Genomic DNA, 18,955 nt, shown 5'->3' with positions numbered 1-18,955 from the left:
CCATGGATAAGCATGACGAGTCAGTGACGGATCTGATCCGCGCCCGCGATGTCCGTGGTTTTGAATCCTGGGCGCTGCCCAGCTTCGATCCGCCGAAACCGGAACCCGAGCCGGAACCGGAGCCCGAACCGCCGGAAATGGAAGAAGTGCCGCTGGAAGAAGTCCAGCCACTGACTCTGGAAGAACTCGAAAGCATCCGTCAGGAGGCTTACAACGAGGGCTTCGGCATCGGCGAGAAAGAAGGGTTTCACAGCGCCACGCTGAAGGTGCGTCAGGAAGCCGAAGTGGCGCTGGCGGCGAAACTCGCCAGCCTCGAGCAACTGATGACCCACCTGTTCGAGCCGATTGCCGAGCAAGACACGCAGATCGAAAAGTCGCTGGTCGACCTCGTGCAACACATCACCAGACAGGTAATCAAGCGCGAACTGGCGATCGACTCCAGTCAGATCGAACACGTCATGCGCGACGCGCTCAAGCTGTTGCCGTTGGGCGTGGACAACGTGCGTCTGTACGTCAATCCGCAGGACTTCGAGCAGGCCAAGGCCTTGCGCGAGCGCCATGAAGAAACCTGGCGCATCGTCGAAGACGACACGTTGCTGCCGGGCGGGTGCCGGGTTGAAACCGAGCACAGCCGCATCGACGCCAGCATCGAGACCCGCGTGACCCAGGTCATGGCCAAACTGTTCGACCAGTTGCATGAACAGGCCCTGCACCCGGCGGCGCCGGATCTGAGCCTGGACATTCCTGAAGAAAGCCAAGCGGCGGCTGCCCCTGAAGAGCCACTCGCGGACACCCCCGATGCGCCTTGAACGCACCAGTTTCGCCAAGCGCCTCAGCACCTATGCCGACGCCACTGAAATCGCCGGCGCGCCGATTCTCGAAGGCCGCCTGCTGCGCATGGTCGGCCTCACCCTCGAAGCCGAAGGCCTGCGCGCCGCCATGGGCACGCGCTGCCTGGTGATCAATGACGACAGCTATCACCCGTCTCAGGTGGAAGCGGAAGTCATGGGTTTTTCCGGCAGCAAAGTGTTTCTGATGCCGGTCGGCAGCGTCGCCGGTATCGCCCCGGGCGCCCGTGTGGTGCCGTTGGCGGAAACCGGTCGCTTGCCGATGGGCATGAGCATGCTCGGTCGCGTACTCGATGGGGCCGGACGCGCGCTGGACGGCAAGGGCGGGATGAAGGCTGAAGACTGGGTACCAATGGACGGCCCGACCATCAACCCGCTCAACCGCGACCCGATCCACGAACCGCTGGACGTCGGCATCCGTTGCATCAACGGTTTGCTGACGGTCGGGCGCGGTCAGCGTCTGGGTCTGTTCGCCGGTACCGGTGTCGGTAAGTCGGTGCTGCTGGGCATGATGACCCGCTTCACCGAGGCCGACATTATCGTCGTCGGTCTGATCGGTGAGCGGGGTCGAGAAGTTAAAGAGTTCATCGAGCACATCCTCGGTGAAGAAGGCCTCAAGCGTTCGGTGGTCGTCGCCTCGCCGGCGGACGATGCGCCGCTGATGCGTCTGCGCGCGGCGATGTACTGCACGCGGATCGCCGAGTATTTCCGCGACAAGGGCAAGAACGTCCTGTTGCTGATGGATTCGCTGACCCGTTTCGCCCAGGCCCAGCGGGAAATCGCCTTGGCTATCGGTGAGCCGCCAGCGACCAAGGGTTATCCGCCCTCGGTGTTCGCCAAACTGCCGAAACTGGTGGAGCGCGCCGGTAATGCGGAGAAGGGCGGGGGTTCGATCACCGCGTTCTACACCGTGTTGTCCGAAGGCGATGACCAGCAGGACCCGATTGCCGACTCGGCGCGGGGCGTGCTCGACGGCCACATCGTGTTGTCCCGGCGTCTGGCCGAGGAAGGTCACTACCCGGCCATCGACATCGAAGCGTCGATCAGCCGGGTGATGCCGGCCGTGGTCTCGGCGGAACACATGCAGCGCGCGCAGTACTTCAAGCAGCTGTGGTCGCGCTATCAGCAGAGCCGCGACCTGATCAGTGTCGGCGCTTACGTCGCCGGTGGCGACCGCGAGACCGATCTGGCGATCTCGCTGCAACCGCAACTGACCCGCTACCAGCGACAGGGCCTGAACGACAAGATCAACATGGGCGAGAGCCAGGCTTACCTCGAAACCCTGTTCGCGCCTGCGGCGGGCGGGTAACCGGCCATGGCCGTGAGCCGAGCTGCGCGTCTGGCACCGGTGGTGGAAATGGCCGAACAGGCCGAGAAAACCGCCGTGCAGCGCCTGGGTTATTTTCAGGGTCAGGTCAAAGTGGCCGAAAGCAAACTCGCCGACCTCGACGCCTTTCGTCTGGATTATCAGGAACAGTGGATCGTGCGCGGCAGCGACGGGGTTTCCGGGCAGTGGCTGCTGGGTTATCACGGCTTTCTGGCGCAACTGGACACCGCGATCGACCAGCAGCGGCAAAGCCTGGTCTGGCACCAGAACAACCTGATCAAGGCGCGCGACGCCTGGCAGCAAGCATTCGCCAAGGTCGAAGGTTTGCGCAAACTGGTGCAGCGCTACCGCGAAGAGGCGCAACGCCTCGAAGACAAGCGCGAGCAGAAGCTGCTGGACGAGTTGTCGCAGCGCTTGCCGCGGCACGATCCTTTTTAAAACCAGATCAAAAGATCGCAGCCTTCGGCAGCTCCTACACCGATCCTGCAGGAGCTGCGGCACGCTGCGATCTTTTGACTTTGCTCTGCACCTTGCCCCAACCCTGTCCAGGTGCTAAACCTTGTACACGTTCGTCAATGACAAGGAAGCCAGTCAATGTCAGTCGTTACAGAAGTCTCTCCGGATGGTCAAAAACTGACGATTTCGGTCAGGGGGCGGTTCGATTTTGGGCGCCATCAGGAATTTCGCGAGTCCTATGAGCGGCTTAACAGAAAACCTGACTCCATCGTGGTTGATCTGAAAGATGCCACCTACCTCGACAGCTCCGCGCTGGGCATGCTGCTCCTGCTGCGCGATCACGCCGGCGGCGACGACTCGGACGTGCGGGTGATCAACAGCAACTCCGACGTGCGCAAGATCCTCGCCATCTCCAACTTCGACAAACTGTTCGACATCAGTTGACGGCCATGCAGGCGCAAGAGCCGCTGACCATCCTGATCGCCGAAGACAGCGCCGCCGACCGTCTGCTGCTGTCGACCATCGTCCGCCGCCAGGGCCATGAAGTGCTGACCGCCGCCAATGGCGCCGAAGCACTGGAGGTATTTCGGCGTCAGCCACCGCATCTGGTGCTGATGGACGCGATGATGCCGGTGATGGACGGCTTCGAAGCGGCGCGGCAGATCAAGGCGCTGGCGGGGGAGACCCTGGTGCCGATCATCTTCCTGACTTCGCTGACCGAAAGTGAAGCGCTTGCCCGTTGTCTGGAGGCGGGTGGCGACGACTTTCTGGCGAAGCCCTACAACCAGGTGATCCTCGCCGCCAAAATCAAGGCGATGGATCGCTTGCGCCGCTTGCAGGCCACGGTCCTGCAGCAGCGTGACCTGATCGCCAAGCATCACGATTACCTGCTTAATGAACAGCGCGTGGCCAAAGCGGTGTTCGACAAGGTCGCGCATTCGGGTTGCCTGAGCGCGCCGAATATTCGCTACCTGCAATCACCCTATGCGCTGTTCAACGGCGATCTGCTGCTGGCGGCCTATACCCCGGCCGGCGACATGCATGTGCTGCTGGGTGATTTCACCGGTCACGGCTTGCCGGCGGCGGTGGGAGCAATGCCGCTGGCCGAAGTGTTTTACGGCATGACCGCCAAGGGCTACGGTCTGGCCGAAACCCTGCGCGAGATGAACGCCAAGCTCAAGCGCATCCTGCCGGTGGACATGTTCTGCTGCGCGACCATGCTCAGTCTGAGTTTTCAGCGGCGTTCGGTAGAGGTGTGGAACGGCGGCATGCCTGACGGTTATCTGCACCGGATCGCCACCGGCGAACGCGTGCCGCTGGCGGCGCGCCATTTACCGCTGGGGGTGCTCAGTCCGCAAGCGTTTGATGATCGAACCGAAGTACAGACCATGGCTGTGGGCGACCGGGTGTTCCTGTTGTCAGACGGGGTGATCGACACCACTGACGCCGAGGACCGGTTGTTTGGTGTCGAGCGTTTGCAGCAACTGTTTGCCGCCAATCGTGAGCCGGACAATCTGTTCGCCGAGATCGAGCAGGCCTTGCACGCCTTTCGCGGCGAGCCCCGCGACGATGTGAGCATGGTCGAGATCAGCCTGCTGGAAGCAACGCAGGTAGTGCCGTCGACGCCGGTATATTCCGACAGTGGCCAATCGTGCCCGCTGGACTGGTCGGTAAGCTTCGAGTTTCGCGGGGCTACGCTAAAACGTTTCAATCCCTTGCCGTATCTGCTGCAGTTGTTGCAGGAAGTACACGGTTTGCGCACCCAGGGCGGGGCGATCTACAGCGTGCTCGCCGAGTTGTATTCCAATGCGCTGGAACATGGCGTGCTGGGTCTCGATTCCAGCCTCAAGCGCGATGCCGCCGGGTTTGCCAGCTATTACCAGCAGCGTAATGCGCGCCTCGAGGCCTTGCAGGACGGTTACGTGCGCGTGCATCTGCAAGTGAAGCCGCAAGGTGCCGGAGGCTGCCTGGTCATTCGCGTCGAAGACAGCGGCAAGGGTTTTGACGTGGCGAGGGTGATGGAGCGGCCGCTGGACGATGTCCGTTTGTCGGGGCGCGGCGTCAGTTTGATCCGGCAATTGGGGCATAACGCCAGTTGGTCGGACGAAGGTCGCAGTGCTTGCGTAGAGTTTTTCTGGGAGGTTAAGGCATAATCCGCCGATTCTTGATCAAGGAGTGAACAAGTGACTGACCAACATGTGGATCGCGAAGTACTCGATGCGTTGCGCGAAGTGATGGAAGACAGCTATCCGGATTTGCTGGATACCTTCCTGACCGATTCTGAAAGTCGCTTGCATCAATTGCAAAAGACCGCAGACGCCAAGGTGTTGGCCGAGGTCGCCCATAGTTTCAAGGGCAGCGCCAGCAACATGGGCGCCGTGCGACTGGCGACGCTCTGTCAGGAGCTGGAGGCGGATGCCAAAGGCAAAAGCCCTGCGGAAATCGTCAAACTGGTGGCCGATATCAGCAGCGAATTCGCCGATGTCCGCCCGATCTACGAAGACGAACGCCAGCACGCCCTGACGCATTGAATCCTGCCGTCCGACGCTTTTCGCAAGCGCCGGACAAAACTGGCCCGACACTTGCAATAATCCCGGTCAACTGTACCTACGATCCCAGTGCAGCGGAGACCGTGTCATGCCTGCGACCCCCAATGTTCTTCTTCAATCTGCCGCCCAGGCCAAGGCGCAAGCTGCCGCCGCGAAAGCGCCGGTCATGGCCGCAGACACCGGGGACAAGGCCTCAAGCTTCGCTCAGGTGTACGCTGATCAAGGCTCGAAAAAGACCCTCGCCACTGCGGATACCTCGTTGAAACCGGCGCGTGACAAGGTGGCCGACAACAGCGACAAGAAGGATTTCAGCAAGGATAAATCTGCCGCCACGCAACAGACCGTTGCCGATAGCGGCAACGCCTTGCCTGCCGACAAGACTGCACCGACGACCTCCGATGATCAGGCAGCCGCTGACAAGGCCGCCGCCGATGCTGCCGCGGACAGCGCGCAGACGCCAGTGGCGGACATCCCTGCGGTGGATCCGGCGCTGGATCCGGCACTGGCGCAAACCGTGCAACCGCTGGTGACCGCGCCAGTGGTGGCAGCGCCAGTCGCTGCAACACCGGAGCCGGTCAAGGCTGAAACACCGGTCGTGGCCGCGACCGTCGCGCCAGCCGTGGTCAAAGATCCGGCGGCATCGACCGACAGCGCTTTCGACCCGGCGGCCGATCCGCTTGACTCGCTGCCGGCGGTGCGCATGGCGATGGAGCAGGGCGGACACATTTCCGCCAGCAGCCAGACACAAGCCAAAGCTACGCCGGCCCAGACCCAGGCCGACGGTGAATTGACTGCGGCGCAGAACTTCGCCGCCGGCATGGCCAGCATGCTCGACGTGCAGGCCGACAAGGACAGCACCAGTCAGAATGGCGAAAAGGCCTTCAGCGGGTTGATCGACGATGGCCTGAAAGATCTGAAGGCTGCTACCAGCGACACCCGGGTCGATGATTTCGCCAACCGTCTGGCAGCGCTGACGCAGGCGGCCACCCCGAAAACCGCGAACGCGGTGCCGGTGAACCAACCGATCGCCATGCATCAGAGCGGCTGGACCGAAGAAATCGTCAACCGCGTAATGTACCTGTCCAGCGCCAACCTGAAGGCGGCGGATATTCAATTGCAGCCGGCAGAACTCGGGCGTCTGGATATCCGGGTGAACATGGTGCCGGACCAGCAGACCCAGGTGACCTTCATGAGCGCGCATCCAAGCGTGCGTGAAGCCCTCGACGGTCAGATGCATCGCTTGCGTGACATGTTCACCCAGCAGGGCATGGGCCAGGTCGACGTCAATGTCTCCGACCAGAGCCGTGGCTGGCAGGGTCAGCAGGGTCAGGAACAGGCGCAGCAGGGCCAGAGCGGCCGCACCAGCGCTGCTGGCGGTCGTCTGGATTCGGCGGAGGAAGAGCTGACGCCAGCGGCAGTGGCGGAAGCTGCTGCGCAAACCACCAGTGTCATTGGCAGCAGCGCCGTCGACTATTACGCCTGATTCAAAGTATCCCCAAAAACCTGTGGGAGCTGGCTTGCCAGCGATGGCGGCGGCACATTCAAAACCAATGTGTCAGACAAATCGCTATCGCTGGCAAGCCAGCTCCCACAGGGCTTGCATCGATTCATACTCCCACTCCTCCAAAGCTCCGACACTTCTGGCATAACACTTGCTCTTGCCTTGCCGTGCGACTGTGAAAACCCGATTAGTGACGGATTATTGGCATGGCGAAGAGCGAAGCAGCAGCTGTAAAAGACCCCGCGACCAAAGGCAAACTCAAGATGATCATCCTGATCGTGGTGGCTCTGCTGCTGGCGATCGGTGTGTCCGTGGGCGCGACCTGGTACTTCATGCACAGCGCTCAGAGCAAGCCTGCCGCAGCGGCCGAGGCCACTCCGGTCGGCAAGCAACCGGCGATTTTCGAGCCGATGGCGCCGGCGTTTGTCGCCAACTACAACCAGAACGGCCGTCAGCGCTACATGCAGGTGAGCATCACCATGCTGGCGCGTAACCAGGCCGATCTGGAGGCGCTCAAAGTGCACATGCCGGTGATCCGCAACAACCTGGTGATGCTCTTCTCCGGTCAGGATTTCGCCACTCTGGCGACCCCGGTCGGCCAGGAGATGTTGCGCCAGAAGGCTACCGCCAGCGTCCAGGAAGTGGCGCAGAAAGAGCTGGGCAAAGTGGTGATCGAACAGTTGCTTTTCACTAATTTCGTACTGCAGTAGGAACACGACATGGCCGTGCAGGATCTGCTGTCCCAGGATGAAATCGACGCGCTGTTGCATGGCGTCGACGATGGTCTGGTACAGACCGATAACGCTGCCGAACCCGGCAGTGTCAAAAGCTACGACCTGACCAGCCAGGATCGCATCGTCCGTGGACGCATGCCGACTCTGGAAATGATCAACGAGCGTTTTGCCCGTTATACCCGCATCAGCATGTTCAACATGCTGCGCCGCTCGGCGGACGTTGCCGTCGGTGGCGTGCAGGTGATGAAGTTCGGCGAATACGTGCACTCGCTGTCCGTGCCGACCAGCCTCAACCTGGTCAAGATCAAACCGTTGCGCGGCACCGCGCTGTTCATCCTCGACGCCAAACTGGTGTTCAAACTGGTGGACAACTTCTTCGGCGGCGACGGTCGTCACGCCAAGATCGAAGGGCGTGAATTCACCCCGACCGAACTGCGTGTGGTGCGCATGGTGCTGGAGCAGGCGTTCGTCGATCTGAAGGAAGCCTGGCAGGCGATCATGGAAGTCAATTTCGAGTACATCAACTCGGAAGTGAACCCGGCCATGGCCAACATCGTCGGCCCGAGCGAAGCGATCGTGGTCTCCACCTTCCACATCGAACTCGATGGCGGTGGCGGTGACTTGCACGTGACCATGCCGTACTCGATGATCGAGCCGGTGCGCGAAATGCTCGACGCCGGTTTCCAGTCGGACCTCGACGATCAGGACGAGCGCTGGGTCAACGCCCTGCGTCAGGACGTGCTCGATGTCGACGTACCGATCGGCGCCACCGTGGCCCGCCGCCAGTTGAAGCTGCGCGACATCCTGCACATGCAGCCGGGGGATGTGATCCCGGTCGAAATGCCGGAAGACATGATCATGCGCGCCAACGGCGTACCGGCCTTCAAGGTCAAGATGGGCTCGCACAAAGGCAACCTCGCGTTGCAGGTGATCGAGCCGATCGAGCGGCGCTGAAGCGTCGCTCTCACCCCCACGCATTTAACTGAATTGTTGCCCGCCGAGGACACATGATGAACGACGAAATGAACGCTCAGGACGATCAGGCACTGGCCGACGAATGGGCTGCGGCCCTGGAAGAGACCGGTGATGGCAGCCAGGCTGACATCGACGCACTGCTGGCCGCCGATGCTGGCGCTGCAAGCTCCAACCGTCTGCCGATGGAAGAGTTCGGCAGCGTGCCGAAGAACAACGATCCGGTGACCCTGGACGGTCCGAACCTGGACGTGATCCTCGACATCCCGGTGTCGATCTCGATGGAAGTGGGCAGCACCGACATCAACATCCGCAACCTGCTGCAACTCAACCAGGGTTCGGTGATCGAGCTCGATCGTCTGGCCGGTGAGCCGCTGGACGTGCTGGTCAACGGCACGCTGATTGCGCACGGTGAAGTGGTGGTGGTCAACGAGAAGTTCGGCATCCGCCTGACCGACGTGATCAGCCCAAGCGAACGCATCAAGAAGCTGCGCTGAGTGAAACGGTTTCTCTGGGCATTGCTGGCATTGCCATTGAGCGTGCTGGCCGCCGAGCCGACGACGGCGACGACCGTGCCTGCTGCCACCGCGCCGATGGTCAACAGCGGCGTGGCCGGACAACTGACACAACTGGTGTTCGGCCTGTTGCTCGTGCTGGGGTTGATCTTCTTCCTCGCCTGGCTGCTGCGCCGGGTGCAGCAATCGGGGCCGGCGGGTAAGGGCCAGGTGATCGAGCTGATCGGCTCCCGCGCGCTCGGCCCGCGTGACCGGTTGATGCTGGTGCAGGTCGGCAACGAGCAGATTCTGTTGGGCCTCAGTCCTGGCACCATCACCGCGCTGCACGTGCTCAAGGAGCCGGTGCCAGTGCCGAGCAGCAGCGAAAAAGCGACCCCGGAATTTGCTCAGCATCTGCTGAAGATTCTCGGCAAGGATCAGAAGGATAAGAAGTAATGGGTGCGCTACGCATCGTCTTGACGCTGGCCCTGATGCTGGCCGCGCCGCTGGCATTCGCCGCCGACCCGTTGTCGATTCCGGCGATCACGCTGGGCACCAACGCCGACGGCGCGCAGGAGTATTCGGTCAGCCTGCAGATCCTGCTGATCATGACCGCCCTGAGCTTCATTCCGGCGGCCGTGATTCTGATGACCAGTTTCACCCGAATCATCATCGTCTTCTCGATCCTGCGTCAGGCCCTCGGCCTGCAGCAGACACCGTCGAACCAGATCCTCACCGGCATGGCGCTGTTCCTCACCATGTTCATCATGGCCCCGGTGTTCGATCGGGTGAACAACGATGCGCTGCAGCCGTACCTGGCGGAAAAACTCACCGCGCAGCAAGCGGTGGAAAAGGCCCAGGTGCCGATCAAGGACTTCATGCTCGCCCAGACCCGCACCAGCGATCTGGAGCTGTTCATGCGCCTGTCCAAGCGCACCGACATCGCCACCCCGGATCAGGCGCCGCTGACGATTCTGGTGCCGGCGTTTGTCACTTCCGAGCTTAAAACCGCGTTCCAGATCGGCTTCATGATCTTCATTCCGTTCCTGATCATCGACCTGGTCGTGGCCAGTGTGCTGATGGCGATGGGGATGATGATGCTCTCGCCGCTGATCATTTCGCTGCCGTTCAAGATCATGCTGTTCGTACTGGTGGATGGCTGGGCGCTGATCATCGGCACCCTGGCCAGTAGCTTCGGAGGTGTCTCGCCATGACGCCGGAAGTCGCGGTCGATATCTTTCGTGAAGCGCTGTGGCTGACCACCTTGATGGTCGCGATCCTGGTGGTGCCGAGCCTGTTGGTCGGCCTGCTGGTGGCGATGTTTCAGGCGGCGACGCAGATCAACGAACAGACCCTGAGCTTCCTGCCGCGTTTGCTGGTGATGCTGGTGACGCTGATCGTCGCCGGTCCGTGGATCGTGCAGACGTTCATGGAATACATCATTCAGCTGTACAAAAACATTCCGATGGTCATCGGCTAAGCCATGCAGTCGCTGCTTCAGCTGACCGACACCCAGATCAGTACCTGGGTGGCGTCGTTCATGTTGCCACTGTTTCGCGTTGCCTCGATGCTGATGGTCATGCCGGTGTTCGGCACCACGCTGGTGTCGCGGCGGATACGCCTGTATTTCGCCGTGGCCATTACCGTGTGCATTGCCCCGGGGTTGCCGCCGATGCCGGAGGTCAGTCCGCTTGCGCTCAGCGGCTGGTTGCTGATTGCCGAGCAGATTCTGGTCGGTGCGGTGCTGGGGTTTTCCCTGCAACTGTTTTTTCAGGCGTTCGCCGTGGCCGGGCAGATTGTCGCGATCCAGATGGGCATGGGCTTCGCCTCGATGGTCGATCCGGCCAACGGCGTCTCGGTGGCGGTGATCGGGCAGTTCTTCACCATGCTGGTGACCTTGCTGTTCCTGTCGATGAACGGCCACCTGGTGGTCTTCGAAGTGCTCACCGAGAGTTTCACCACGCTGCCGGTTGGCGGCGGGTTGATGACGGCGCAGTATTGGGAGCTGGCCGGCAAGCTCGGCTGGGTGCTGGGGGCCGCGTTGTTGCTGGTGCTGCCGGCGGTCACCGCGCTGTTGGTGATCAACATCGCATTCGGCGTGATGACCCGCGCCGCGCCGCAACTGAACATCTTCTCCATCGGTTTCCCGCTGACCCTGGTGCTGGGCCTGTTCATCGTCTGGGTCGGGTTGGCGGACATCCTCAATCAGTATCAGCCGCTGGCCAGCGAGGCCTTGCAGCTGTTACGCGAACTGGCACGGGCGCGCTGAGTCATGGCTGAGAGCGAAAGCGGTCAGGACAAAACAGAAGACCCCACGGACAAACGGAAAAAGGACTCTCGTGAGAAGGGTGAGATTGCCCGCTCCAAAGAGCTCAACACCCTCGCCGTGATGATGGCGGGTGCCGGTGCGCTGCTGGTGTTCGGCGGCATGCTGGCCGAAGACCTGATGGAGCTGATGCGCCTGAACTTCACCCTCTCGCGCGAAGTGATCATGGATCAAGGGGCCATGGGCAGGTTTCTGTTGCAGTCGGGCCAGATGGCGCTGTTGGCAATCCAGCCGATCATGATCACCCTGTTGCTGGCGGCGCTGATCGGGCCGATCTCCCTCGGTGGCTGGCTGTTTGCGGCCGGCTCCATGGCGCCCAAGTTCAGCCGGATGAACCCGGCCTCGGGTCTGAAACGGATGTTTTCGTTCAAGGCGGTGGTCGAACTGCTCAAGGCGCTGGCGAAGTTTCTGATCACCTTGTCTGTGGCGCTGGTGGTGTTGTCATCCGATGTCGACGATTTGTTGCGTATCGCTCATGAGCCGCTCGAGATGGCGATCATTCACAGCGTCACGCTGGTCGGCTGGAGCACATTGTGGCTGGCCTGCGGCCTGATCATCATCGCCGCCGTCGATGTCCCGGTGCAGCTCTGGGAAGCCCATAAAAAACTGCTGATGACCAAGCAGGAAGTGCGCGACGAGCACAAGGATCAGGAAGGCCGCCCGGAGGTCAAGCAGCGCATCCGCCAGACCCAGCGCGAGATGTCGCAGCGGCGGATGATGGCAGCGATTCCCGACGCCGACGTGGTCATCACCAACCCGACTCACTACGCCGTCGCGCTCAAGTACGACTCGGAGAAGGGCGGCGCGCCGGTGCTGCTGGCCAAGGGCAGCGACTTCCTCGCGCTGAAGATCCGCGAAATCGCCGTCGCCAACAACGTCATGCTGTTGGAGTCGCCGGGGCTGGCGCGCTCGATCTACTACTCCACCGAACTGGAGCAGGAAATCCCCGGCGGCCTGTACCTCGCGGTCGCTCAGGTATTGGCCTACGTCTACCAGATCCGCCAGTACCGCGCCGGCAAGGGCAAACGCCCGGATCCGCTCAAGGACGATCTGCCGATTCCGCCCGATTTGCGGCGTGATTCCTGACGTCACTGTGATGAAAAAAAACCGCCGCCCCGAACAAACGGAGCGGCGGTTTTTTATGCCTGACCCAATGATATTTTGGCTCCTGCCGCGGTCATTGTGTGGTGAGGGGATTTATCCCCGATGGGCTGCGCAGCAGACCCAAGGCCTGTCACTGCAATCTTTCAGAAATACCGCGAGCTCAGGTACGACTGCTGCGCAGCCGAGCGGGACGATGCGACGATTCGACAAGCTCCCTCGCCACAGGGCTTGCCTGACCTCTTAGTTCGGCTACTGCGGATCATCCAGCGCCCGATTCACCGCCAGCTCCCCACCTGACCCAATGAAACTTCGACTCCTGCCGCAGTCATTGTGGTGAGGGGATTCAGCGAGACGTCGCACCGCCCCGATGGGCTGCGCAGCGGCCCTAAAACCTAAGACTTCGATCTTCCAGGAATACCGCTAGCGCAGGGTTTACGACTGCTGCGCAGCCGAGCGGGACGGTGCGACGATTCGACAAGCTCCCTCGCCACAGGTTCTTGCGTGCCTTCTTGGCCCGGCAATTCCAGATCATTCAGCGCGCGATTCACCGCCAGCTCCCCACCTGACCCAATGAAGCTTCGACTTCTGATGCAATCATTGTGGCGAGGGAGCTTGCTCCCGCTGGGCTGCGCAGCGGCCCTAAAACCTGTCACTGCGATCTTTCAGAAATACCGCGAGTTCAGGGTTTACGGCTGCTGCGCAGCCGAGCGGGAGCGAGCTCCCTCGCCACAGTTTCTCGTCTGACTTCTCAGCCCGGCAACTGCAGATTATCCAGCGCACGATTCACCGCCAGCTCCCCACCCGGCCCAATGAAGCTTCGACTTCTGATGCAATCATTGTGGCGAGGGAGCTTGCTCCCGCTGGGCTGCGCAGCAGACCCAAATCCTGTCACTGCGATCTTTCAGAAATACCGCGAGTTCAGGGTTTACGGCTGCTGCGCAGCCGAGCGGGAGCAAGCTCCCTCGCCACAGTTTCTCGTCTGACTTCTCAGCCCGGCAACTCCAGATTATCCAGCGCCCGATTCACCGCCAGTTCCCCAAGCATGATCAATTGCGCGATGCCCAGCAGCGTCCTGCGCTGCGATGCGGGTATGAGATGGGCGAAGTCATTGGCGATGGTTCTGGCTGAGGCGAGTGTTTCGCAGGCATCGGCCAGCAGTTCCTCGTTTTTGAAGTCTGCGGTTACGGCGTACATCGAGCGGGTTTTACGTTGAATGGGCGTGGCGCCGGGGGAGCAGAGGTAATGGTCGAGGGCACGATCGGCCGCTTCGTGGAGCTTTTTTGAATCGAGGGATTCGTAGGGGGAGGTGGCGTCGGTTTCGGGTGGATTTGGTGTTGGTTTGATCATTGTGAAGCTCCTGAGTTATGGAGCCACTCTTCCCCTGTCGCTAAACAAGTGAAGGTGGCAGCTGTACGCAGGTTAGCGAACCGGTCTCAGGCACCCCGGTAGACCCAAAGGTCTCCCGCATACAGCCGCCATAACATAATTGCGGGCGAAGAGTCCCGCAACGAAGCAACGAACGCTGATGCACTGAGATGGTCCGTGTCGCTAAACCCGATCGCTGATTCGTCAGCGACCGACCCACAATAGAACCCGACCCCAAAGCGCACAAGCCGGCGGATTCTGGCGTAGCTGTAGGCAATGGCGCAAGGATGTGTAGCCTGGAAGGCGTGTCTTGAAGTGTCTTTTAAACACCATAGTTTAAAGAGCAATTTGCGCTGACTGCACTGACCCCTTCGCAAGCAGGCTCGCTCCCACATTAGGAATGTATTCCACTCCCGGATTTGGAATGCATTTCCACTGTGGGAGCGAGCCTGCTCGCGAAAGCGTCAGTCCAGGCGCCCGAATTGTCCCGATAGGTTGCGGCTAAGCGCCCGGATCCGCTCAAGGATGATCTGCCGGTTTTGCCAGATCTGCGGCGCGATTCCTGATGCCTTCACTCCGCTATGGGGCTTGCCTGAGCTTCGTTCATGGGCAGCCTGCCATTGGTCGGAAAAGGCTCTCTACCTGTTATTTCTGCCAGTAGACAGCCTCACTCCATGACGATTTCATGAGCAGGGATTTTCCCTTCAATCACTTTGCGGTCGCTGCTTCGGATGCGTGCGAGCAGCAGTGAGCGGTTACTTGCGCAAGACTCAGAGGAAGTAGTCATGAACGAGGATATACCTGCTTATCAGAAGCTTCGGGACATGGAGATGGCATTTGTTGAGGGCGTGCTGGAGAGGCGTCACGATGAGGTCGTTGGCTCGACCATCGGTTATACGGTCACTTTTGAAATGTCGCTGGACTTCACCCATTTCGTGCAAATGGCCAATGCCCACATTCCCGAGTATCTCCGATCCGAGGTCAACGCTATCCGGCCAGAGCTGATGGGGTTGGCCTATCACTACAGTTACAATTATTTCGCAGGTTCGGCAGGTAACATCGGCTCCAAAGAGGCTTTATTCGACGTATTTACCAGTGCGGCCAACTACCTTGATATCTGGGGTGAGGGCGTGTTGTGGCGGCGTTACGGCAAACCTGAATTCGCTATGGTGGAGGGTAAATTGCAAGTGACGGCGCGCCAGGATTTCTGTTTTCCGCCATCGACAGAGCGCGAGATCCAGATCGCTGATTTGCCGATTATTCAATTCCAGTGGGCGCTCAATTTAATGCGGGGGCACACGTTTCAGGGAGGGGTGGGGCTGAATCGTCTTCTGGATGAATGGAGGGCGCCCGCTTCTGTCGTAATCCTGGGATATGCCCAAGCGGACCTCGTGCCAGTGGGCGAGGAGATGATCAGGCGGGATGCGCTATACATGAACGGCAAAGAACTCAATTTCGGTCGTATTTCACCCGAGCAGATTCTTAAGGCGGGGTGAGCCGTCTGGCCCGGCTGTTTCCGGGAATTTGCCTGGCGACTCAATCAAAAGGTCGCAGTCTCGGCAGCTTCTACAGGAGAGCGTATTTCTCTGTGGAAGGCGCCGCAAGCTGCGATCTTTTTTTGCCTGCGTAAAAGTTGGAAGGCTTCTTGCAGTAGCCGCCGTGCGCCTGCTTTGGGCGTCAAAAGTTTGCTTTAAAGGAACGGGGAAAACCGGTGGATCGCTCTCAGTTATTCAACACTGCTCGCTCGAATGTTGCCGACCTCAGTCGAGGCAATCTGGGCGTGCCGTTGTTGCTGCTGGTCATGCTGGCGATGATGATGTTGCCGGTGCCGCCGTTCCTGCTGGACGTGTTCTTCACCTTCAACATCGCCCTGTCGATTGTCGTCCTGCTGGTCTGCGTGTATGCGCTGCGGCCGCTGGATTTCGCGGTGTTCCCGACCATTCTGCTGGTGGCGACGCTGCTGCGGCTGGCGTTGAACGTGGCCTCGACGCGGGTGGTGATGCTCCACGGTCAGGACGGCCACGCCGCTGCCGGCAAGGTGATCCAGGCCTTCGGTGAAGTGGTGATCGGCGGTAACTACGTGGTCGGTATCGTGGTCTTCGCGATCCTGATGATCATCAACTTCGTCGTGGTGACCAAGGGTGCCGGGCGGATTTCCGAGGTGAGCGCACGCTTCACCCTCGATGCGATGCCCGGCAAACAAATGGCGATCGACGCCGACCTCAACGCCGGTCTGATCGACCAGAACCAGGCCAAGGCTCGCCGTCAGGAAGTCGCCCAAGAGGCCGAGTTCTACGGTTCGATGGACGGTGCCAGCAAGTTCGTCCGTGGTGACGCCATCGCCGGCCTGCTGATTCTGTTCATCAACCTCATCGGCGGTATGGCCGTCGGTATCTTCCAGCACAACATGACCTTCGCCGACGCGGGCAAGGTGTACGCCTTGCTGACCATCGGTGACGGTTTGGTGGCGCAATTGCCATCACTGTTGTTATCGACAGCGGCAGCGATCATGGTGACCCGTGCTTCCGGTTCGGAAGACATGGGCAAACAGATCAACCGGCAGATGTTCGCCTCGCCCAAAGCCCTGGCGGTGGCCGCTGGTTTGATGGCGGTCATGGGCCTTGTCCCGGGCATGCCGCACTTCTCGTTCCTGAGCATGGCTGCGCTGGCTGCCGGTGGCGCGTACCTGTTCTGGAAAAAGCAGAACGTCGCCAAGGTGCAGGCGCTGCAAGAGGTTCAGCGTCAGCAGGAATTGCTGCCGTCGCCGGCCCGCGCTATGGAAACCAAGGAACTGGGCTGGGATGACGTGACCCCGATCGACATGATCGGTCTGGAAGTCGGTTACCGTCTGATCCCGTTGGTGGATCGCAATCAGGGCGGGCAATTGCTGGCGCGGATCAAGGGCGTGCGCAAGAAGCTCTCGCAGGATCTGGGCTTCCTGATGCCCACCGTGCACATTCGCGACAACCTCGATCTGGCGCCGAGCGCTTATCGCCTGACCCTGATGGGGGTGATCCTGGCCGAAGCCGAGATCTACCCGGATCGCGAACTGGCGATCAACCCGGGGCAGGTCTACGGCACGCTCAACGGCATTACCGCCAAAGATCCGGCTTTCGGCCTGGAGGCGGTGTGGATCGAAGTCAGCCAGCGTGCGCAGGCGCAATCGCTCGGTTACACCGTGGTCGACGCCAGTACCGTGGTCGCGACGCACTTGAACCAGATTCTGTACAAGCACTCCAGCGAGCTGATCGGCCACGAGGAAGTGCAGCAACTCATGCAATTGCTGGCCAAAAGCTCGCCGAAACTGGCTGAAGAGCTGGTGCCGGGGGTGGTGTCGCTGTCGCAGTTGCTCAAAGTGTTGCAGGCGCTGCTGGCCGAACATGTGCCGGTGCGCGATATCCGCAGCATTGCCGAGGCTATCGCCAACAACGCCGCCAAGAGTCAAGATACCGCCGCCTTGGTGGCCGCAGTACGCGTCGGCGTATCCCGCGCCATCGTCCAAAGCATTGTAGGCACTGACTCCGAGCTGCCCGTGATCACCCTGGAACCAAGGTTGGAACAAATATTGCTCAATAGTCTGCAGAAGGCAGGACAAGGCTCTGAAGAGGGCGTTCTGCTGGAGCCAAGCATGGCCGAGAAGCTGCAGCGTTCGCTCATCGAAGCGGCGCAGCGTCAGGAAATGCAAGGTCAGCCGGTGATCCTGTTGGTAGCAGGCCCGATCCGCGCGATGCTCTCGCGCTTCGGTCGCCTCGCAGTTCCAGGGCTGCACGTGCTGGCCTACCAGGAAATACCGGACAACAAGCAAGTGACCATCGTTGCGACAGTAGGGCCCAACGGCTGAGGTAGTGGTTTATGCAAGTTAAGCGTTTCTTTGCCGCCGATATGCGTCAGGCCATGAAGCTGGTTCGTGATGAGCTGGGCGCTGATGCCGCCATCATTGGCAACCGCCGTATTGCCGGCGGTGTCGAGCTGACGGCGGCACTGGATTACAAGTTGTCGGCGCTGGCGCCACGGGTTCCGAACATGGAACTCGAGGACGAGCTGCGCAAGACCCAGTCGCGCATCGTGACCGCTCAGGCCGAGCTGAGCCTGCGTGGCGAAGCCGACGGCAACAGCAATCGCCAGATCTTTGCCGGGCTGCCGTTGACGGCCGGCCTGCCGCTGACCGCTGCCGAACCGTTGAGCGAACCGACTTATGCCGCCCCGGCACGTCCGGCTCCGGCACCTGCACCGGCGTCCGCTGGTGTCGATCCGCGTGCTTTGGATTCGATGCGTTTCGAATTGAACAGTCTGCGCGAGCTGATGGAAGTGCAGCTCGGCACGCTGGCCTGGAATCAGCTGCAAGGCAGCCGTCCGGCCCAAGCCAATCTGTATCGCCGTCTGCAACGCATCGGTCTGTCCGGGCCGTTGTCGCGCGACCTGCTGGCGATGATCACTGACATCGAAGAACCGCGTCAGGCCTGGCGCATGCTGCTCGCGCATCTGGCGCGGATGATTGCCGTACCGGAAGTCGAGCCGCTGGAAGAGGGCGGGGTGATTGCCATGGTCGGCCCGGCCGGCATGGGCAAGACCACCACCCTGGCCAAACTCGCTGCGCGTTACGTGCTCAAGTACGGCGCGCAGAATGTCGCGCTGGTGAGCATGGACAGCTTCCGCATCGGTGCGCAGGAACAGCTGAAGACGCTGGGGCGGATTCTCAACGTGCCGGTGACCCACGTCGATCCGGGCCAGTCGCTGGTGCAGGCGCTCGACCCGCTGCTGCGCAAACGCGTGGTGCTGATCGATACCGCCGGCCTGCAGGCCAGTGATCCGGCCCTGCGCATGCAACTGGAAAGTCTGGCCGGGCGTGGTATCCGTTCAAAAAATTATCTGGTGCTGGCAACCACCAGCCAGAAACAGGTTCTAACCGCCGCTTATCACAGTTACAAGCGTTGCGGGCTAGCCGGCTGCATCCTGACTAAACTGGATGAGACGGCCAGCCTTGGCGAAGTGTTGAGCCTGGCGATCAGTCATGAATTGCCGGTCGCGTACCTGACCGACGGCCCACGGATTCCGGATGATCTGCATCTGCCGCGCCGTCATCAGTTGGTCAGCCGCGCTGTCAGCGTGCAAATGCAGGAAGAACCCAGCGAAGAAGCCATGGCTGACATGTTCGCTGATATCTACCACAGCCCGACCAAGCAGGTTGGCTGAGGTAATGAACAGTTTTTGTACCTACATCGATGGTCTGCCATGCATTGTTCCGGTTGTGAACGCGCAGCCAGTAATGTGGCCTCCGT

19 protein-coding genes are annotated in these 18,955 nt (G+C 60.8%); 18 read left to right on the top strand and 1 reads right to left on the bottom strand.

What is annotated here, in order from left to right; genetic code table 11:
• The first annotated feature begins 2 nt into the window (after positions 1-2).
• The 15 genes from fliH to flhB all read left to right on the top strand — a co-directional run bounded on the left by fliH (position 3) and on the right by flhB (position 12,293).
• The gene (gene fliH / locus ACIP8I_RS15065; RefSeq protein WP_367083846.1) at positions 3-809 is read left to right on the top strand and encodes a flagellar assembly protein FliH; all 807 of its coding nucleotides are present in this window, start codon (positions 3-5) and stop codon (positions 807-809) included.
• Complete coding sequence (fliI, locus tag ACIP8I_RS15060; protein WP_007966241.1) at positions 799-2,157, top strand: flagellar protein export ATPase FliI; 1,359 nt, start codon at positions 799-801, stop codon at positions 2,155-2,157. Before fliH ends, fliI begins: the two co-directional genes overlap by 11 nt.
• Before the next feature lie 6 nt (positions 2,158-2,163).
• Complete coding sequence (gene fliJ / locus ACIP8I_RS15055) at positions 2,164-2,613, top strand: flagellar export protein FliJ (protein WP_103483925.1); 450 nt, start codon at positions 2,164-2,166, stop codon at positions 2,611-2,613.
• Positions 2,614-2,769: 156 nt separating this feature from the next.
• Positions 2,770-3,075: an STAS domain-containing protein gene (locus ACIP8I_RS15050; protein WP_007966243.1), complete on the top strand. Its 306-nt coding sequence runs from the start codon at positions 2,770-2,772 to the stop codon at positions 3,073-3,075.
• Positions 3,076-3,080: 5 nt separating this feature from the next.
• Complete coding sequence (locus ACIP8I_RS15045) at positions 3,081-4,784, top strand: SpoIIE family protein phosphatase (protein ID WP_400762082.1); 1,704 nt, start codon at positions 3,081-3,083, stop codon at positions 4,782-4,784.
• A 30-nt stretch (positions 4,785-4,814) separates the two neighbouring features.
• Positions 4,815-5,162 carry an Hpt domain-containing protein gene (locus ACIP8I_RS15040; RefSeq protein ID WP_367083851.1) on the top strand — a complete coding sequence of 116 codons (348 nt, stop codon included), beginning with the start codon at positions 4,815-4,817 and terminating at the stop codon, positions 5,160-5,162.
• A gap of 106 nt (positions 5,163-5,268) precedes the next feature.
• Positions 5,269-6,663: a flagellar hook-length control protein FliK gene (locus ACIP8I_RS15035; protein WP_400762080.1), complete on the top strand. Its 1,395-nt coding sequence runs from the start codon at positions 5,269-5,271 to the stop codon at positions 6,661-6,663.
• Between the two features lie 224 nt (positions 6,664-6,887).
• Positions 6,888-7,391 carry a flagellar basal body-associated protein FliL gene (gene fliL / locus ACIP8I_RS15030; RefSeq protein ID WP_007966247.1) on the top strand — a complete coding sequence of 168 codons (504 nt, stop codon included), beginning with the start codon at positions 6,888-6,890 and terminating at the stop codon, positions 7,389-7,391.
• Between the two features lie 9 nt (positions 7,392-7,400).
• Complete coding sequence (fliM, locus tag ACIP8I_RS15025) at positions 7,401-8,369, top strand: flagellar motor switch protein FliM (RefSeq protein WP_400762078.1); 969 nt, start codon at positions 7,401-7,403, stop codon at positions 8,367-8,369.
• 56 nt (positions 8,370-8,425) lie between these two features.
• Positions 8,426-8,884, top strand: coding sequence for a flagellar motor switch protein FliN (gene fliN, locus ACIP8I_RS15020; RefSeq protein ID WP_003222891.1), 459 nt, complete (start codon positions 8,426-8,428; stop codon positions 8,882-8,884).
• A complete protein-coding gene (gene fliO, locus ACIP8I_RS15015) occupies positions 8,885-9,337 on the top strand; it encodes a flagellar biosynthetic protein FliO (protein WP_400762076.1) in 453 nt (150 codons plus the stop codon). It abuts the gene before it with no gap.
• Positions 9,337-10,095 (top strand): flagellar type III secretion system pore protein FliP, encoded by a 759-nt coding sequence (gene fliP / locus ACIP8I_RS15010; RefSeq protein WP_003222895.1) that lies wholly within the window; start codon positions 9,337-9,339, stop codon positions 10,093-10,095. The genes fliO and fliP overlap by 1 nt, the downstream gene beginning before the upstream one ends.
• Positions 10,092-10,361, top strand: coding sequence for a flagellar biosynthesis protein FliQ (gene fliQ / locus ACIP8I_RS15005; RefSeq protein ID WP_007920026.1), 270 nt, complete (start codon positions 10,092-10,094; stop codon positions 10,359-10,361). The genes fliP and fliQ overlap by 4 nt, the downstream gene beginning before the upstream one ends.
• Before the next feature lie 3 nt (positions 10,362-10,364).
• Complete coding sequence (fliR, locus tag ACIP8I_RS15000; protein WP_007966251.1) at positions 10,365-11,150, top strand: flagellar biosynthetic protein FliR; 786 nt, start codon at positions 10,365-10,367, stop codon at positions 11,148-11,150.
• 3 nt (positions 11,151-11,153) lie between these two features.
• Positions 11,154-12,293 carry a flagellar biosynthesis protein FlhB gene (flhB, locus tag ACIP8I_RS14995; RefSeq protein WP_007966253.1) on the top strand — a complete coding sequence of 380 codons (1,140 nt, stop codon included), beginning with the start codon at positions 11,154-11,156 and terminating at the stop codon, positions 12,291-12,293.
• A 1,005-nt stretch (positions 12,294-13,298) separates the two neighbouring features.
• Here the strand turns inward: flhB and ACIP8I_RS14990 are convergent.
• Entirely contained in the window at positions 13,299-13,658 is a 360-nt protein-coding gene (locus ACIP8I_RS14990) for a DUF6124 family protein (protein ID WP_400762073.1), read from the bottom strand.
• 803 nt (positions 13,659-14,461) lie between these two features.
• Between ACIP8I_RS14990 and ACIP8I_RS14985 the strand changes: the two genes are divergently transcribed.
• From ACIP8I_RS14985 to flhF, 3 genes are all read left to right on the top strand, one after another.
• On the top strand, positions 14,462-15,172 hold the full coding sequence (locus ACIP8I_RS14985; protein WP_400762071.1) for a hypothetical protein: 711 nt from the start codon (positions 14,462-14,464) through the stop codon (positions 15,170-15,172).
• Between the two features lie 215 nt (positions 15,173-15,387).
• Positions 15,388-17,517 (top strand): flagellar biosynthesis protein FlhA, encoded by a 2,130-nt coding sequence (gene flhA, locus ACIP8I_RS14980; protein ID WP_027613918.1) that lies wholly within the window; start codon positions 15,388-15,390, stop codon positions 17,515-17,517.
• 11 nt (positions 17,518-17,528) lie between these two features.
• Positions 17,529-18,869 carry a flagellar biosynthesis protein FlhF gene (flhF, locus tag ACIP8I_RS14975; protein WP_047292565.1) on the top strand — a complete coding sequence of 447 codons (1,341 nt, stop codon included), beginning with the start codon at positions 17,529-17,531 and terminating at the stop codon, positions 18,867-18,869.
• The last annotated feature ends 86 nt before the right edge of the window (positions 18,870-18,955 follow it).

Source organism: Pseudomonas sp. NPDC088414 (assembly GCF_044753325.1).
Taxonomy (GTDB): Bacteria; Pseudomonadota; Gammaproteobacteria; order Pseudomonadales; family Pseudomonadaceae; genus Aquipseudomonas.
Note: the sequence above shows the minus strand (reverse complement) of the source record. Positions and strands in the feature narration are given on the sequence as shown.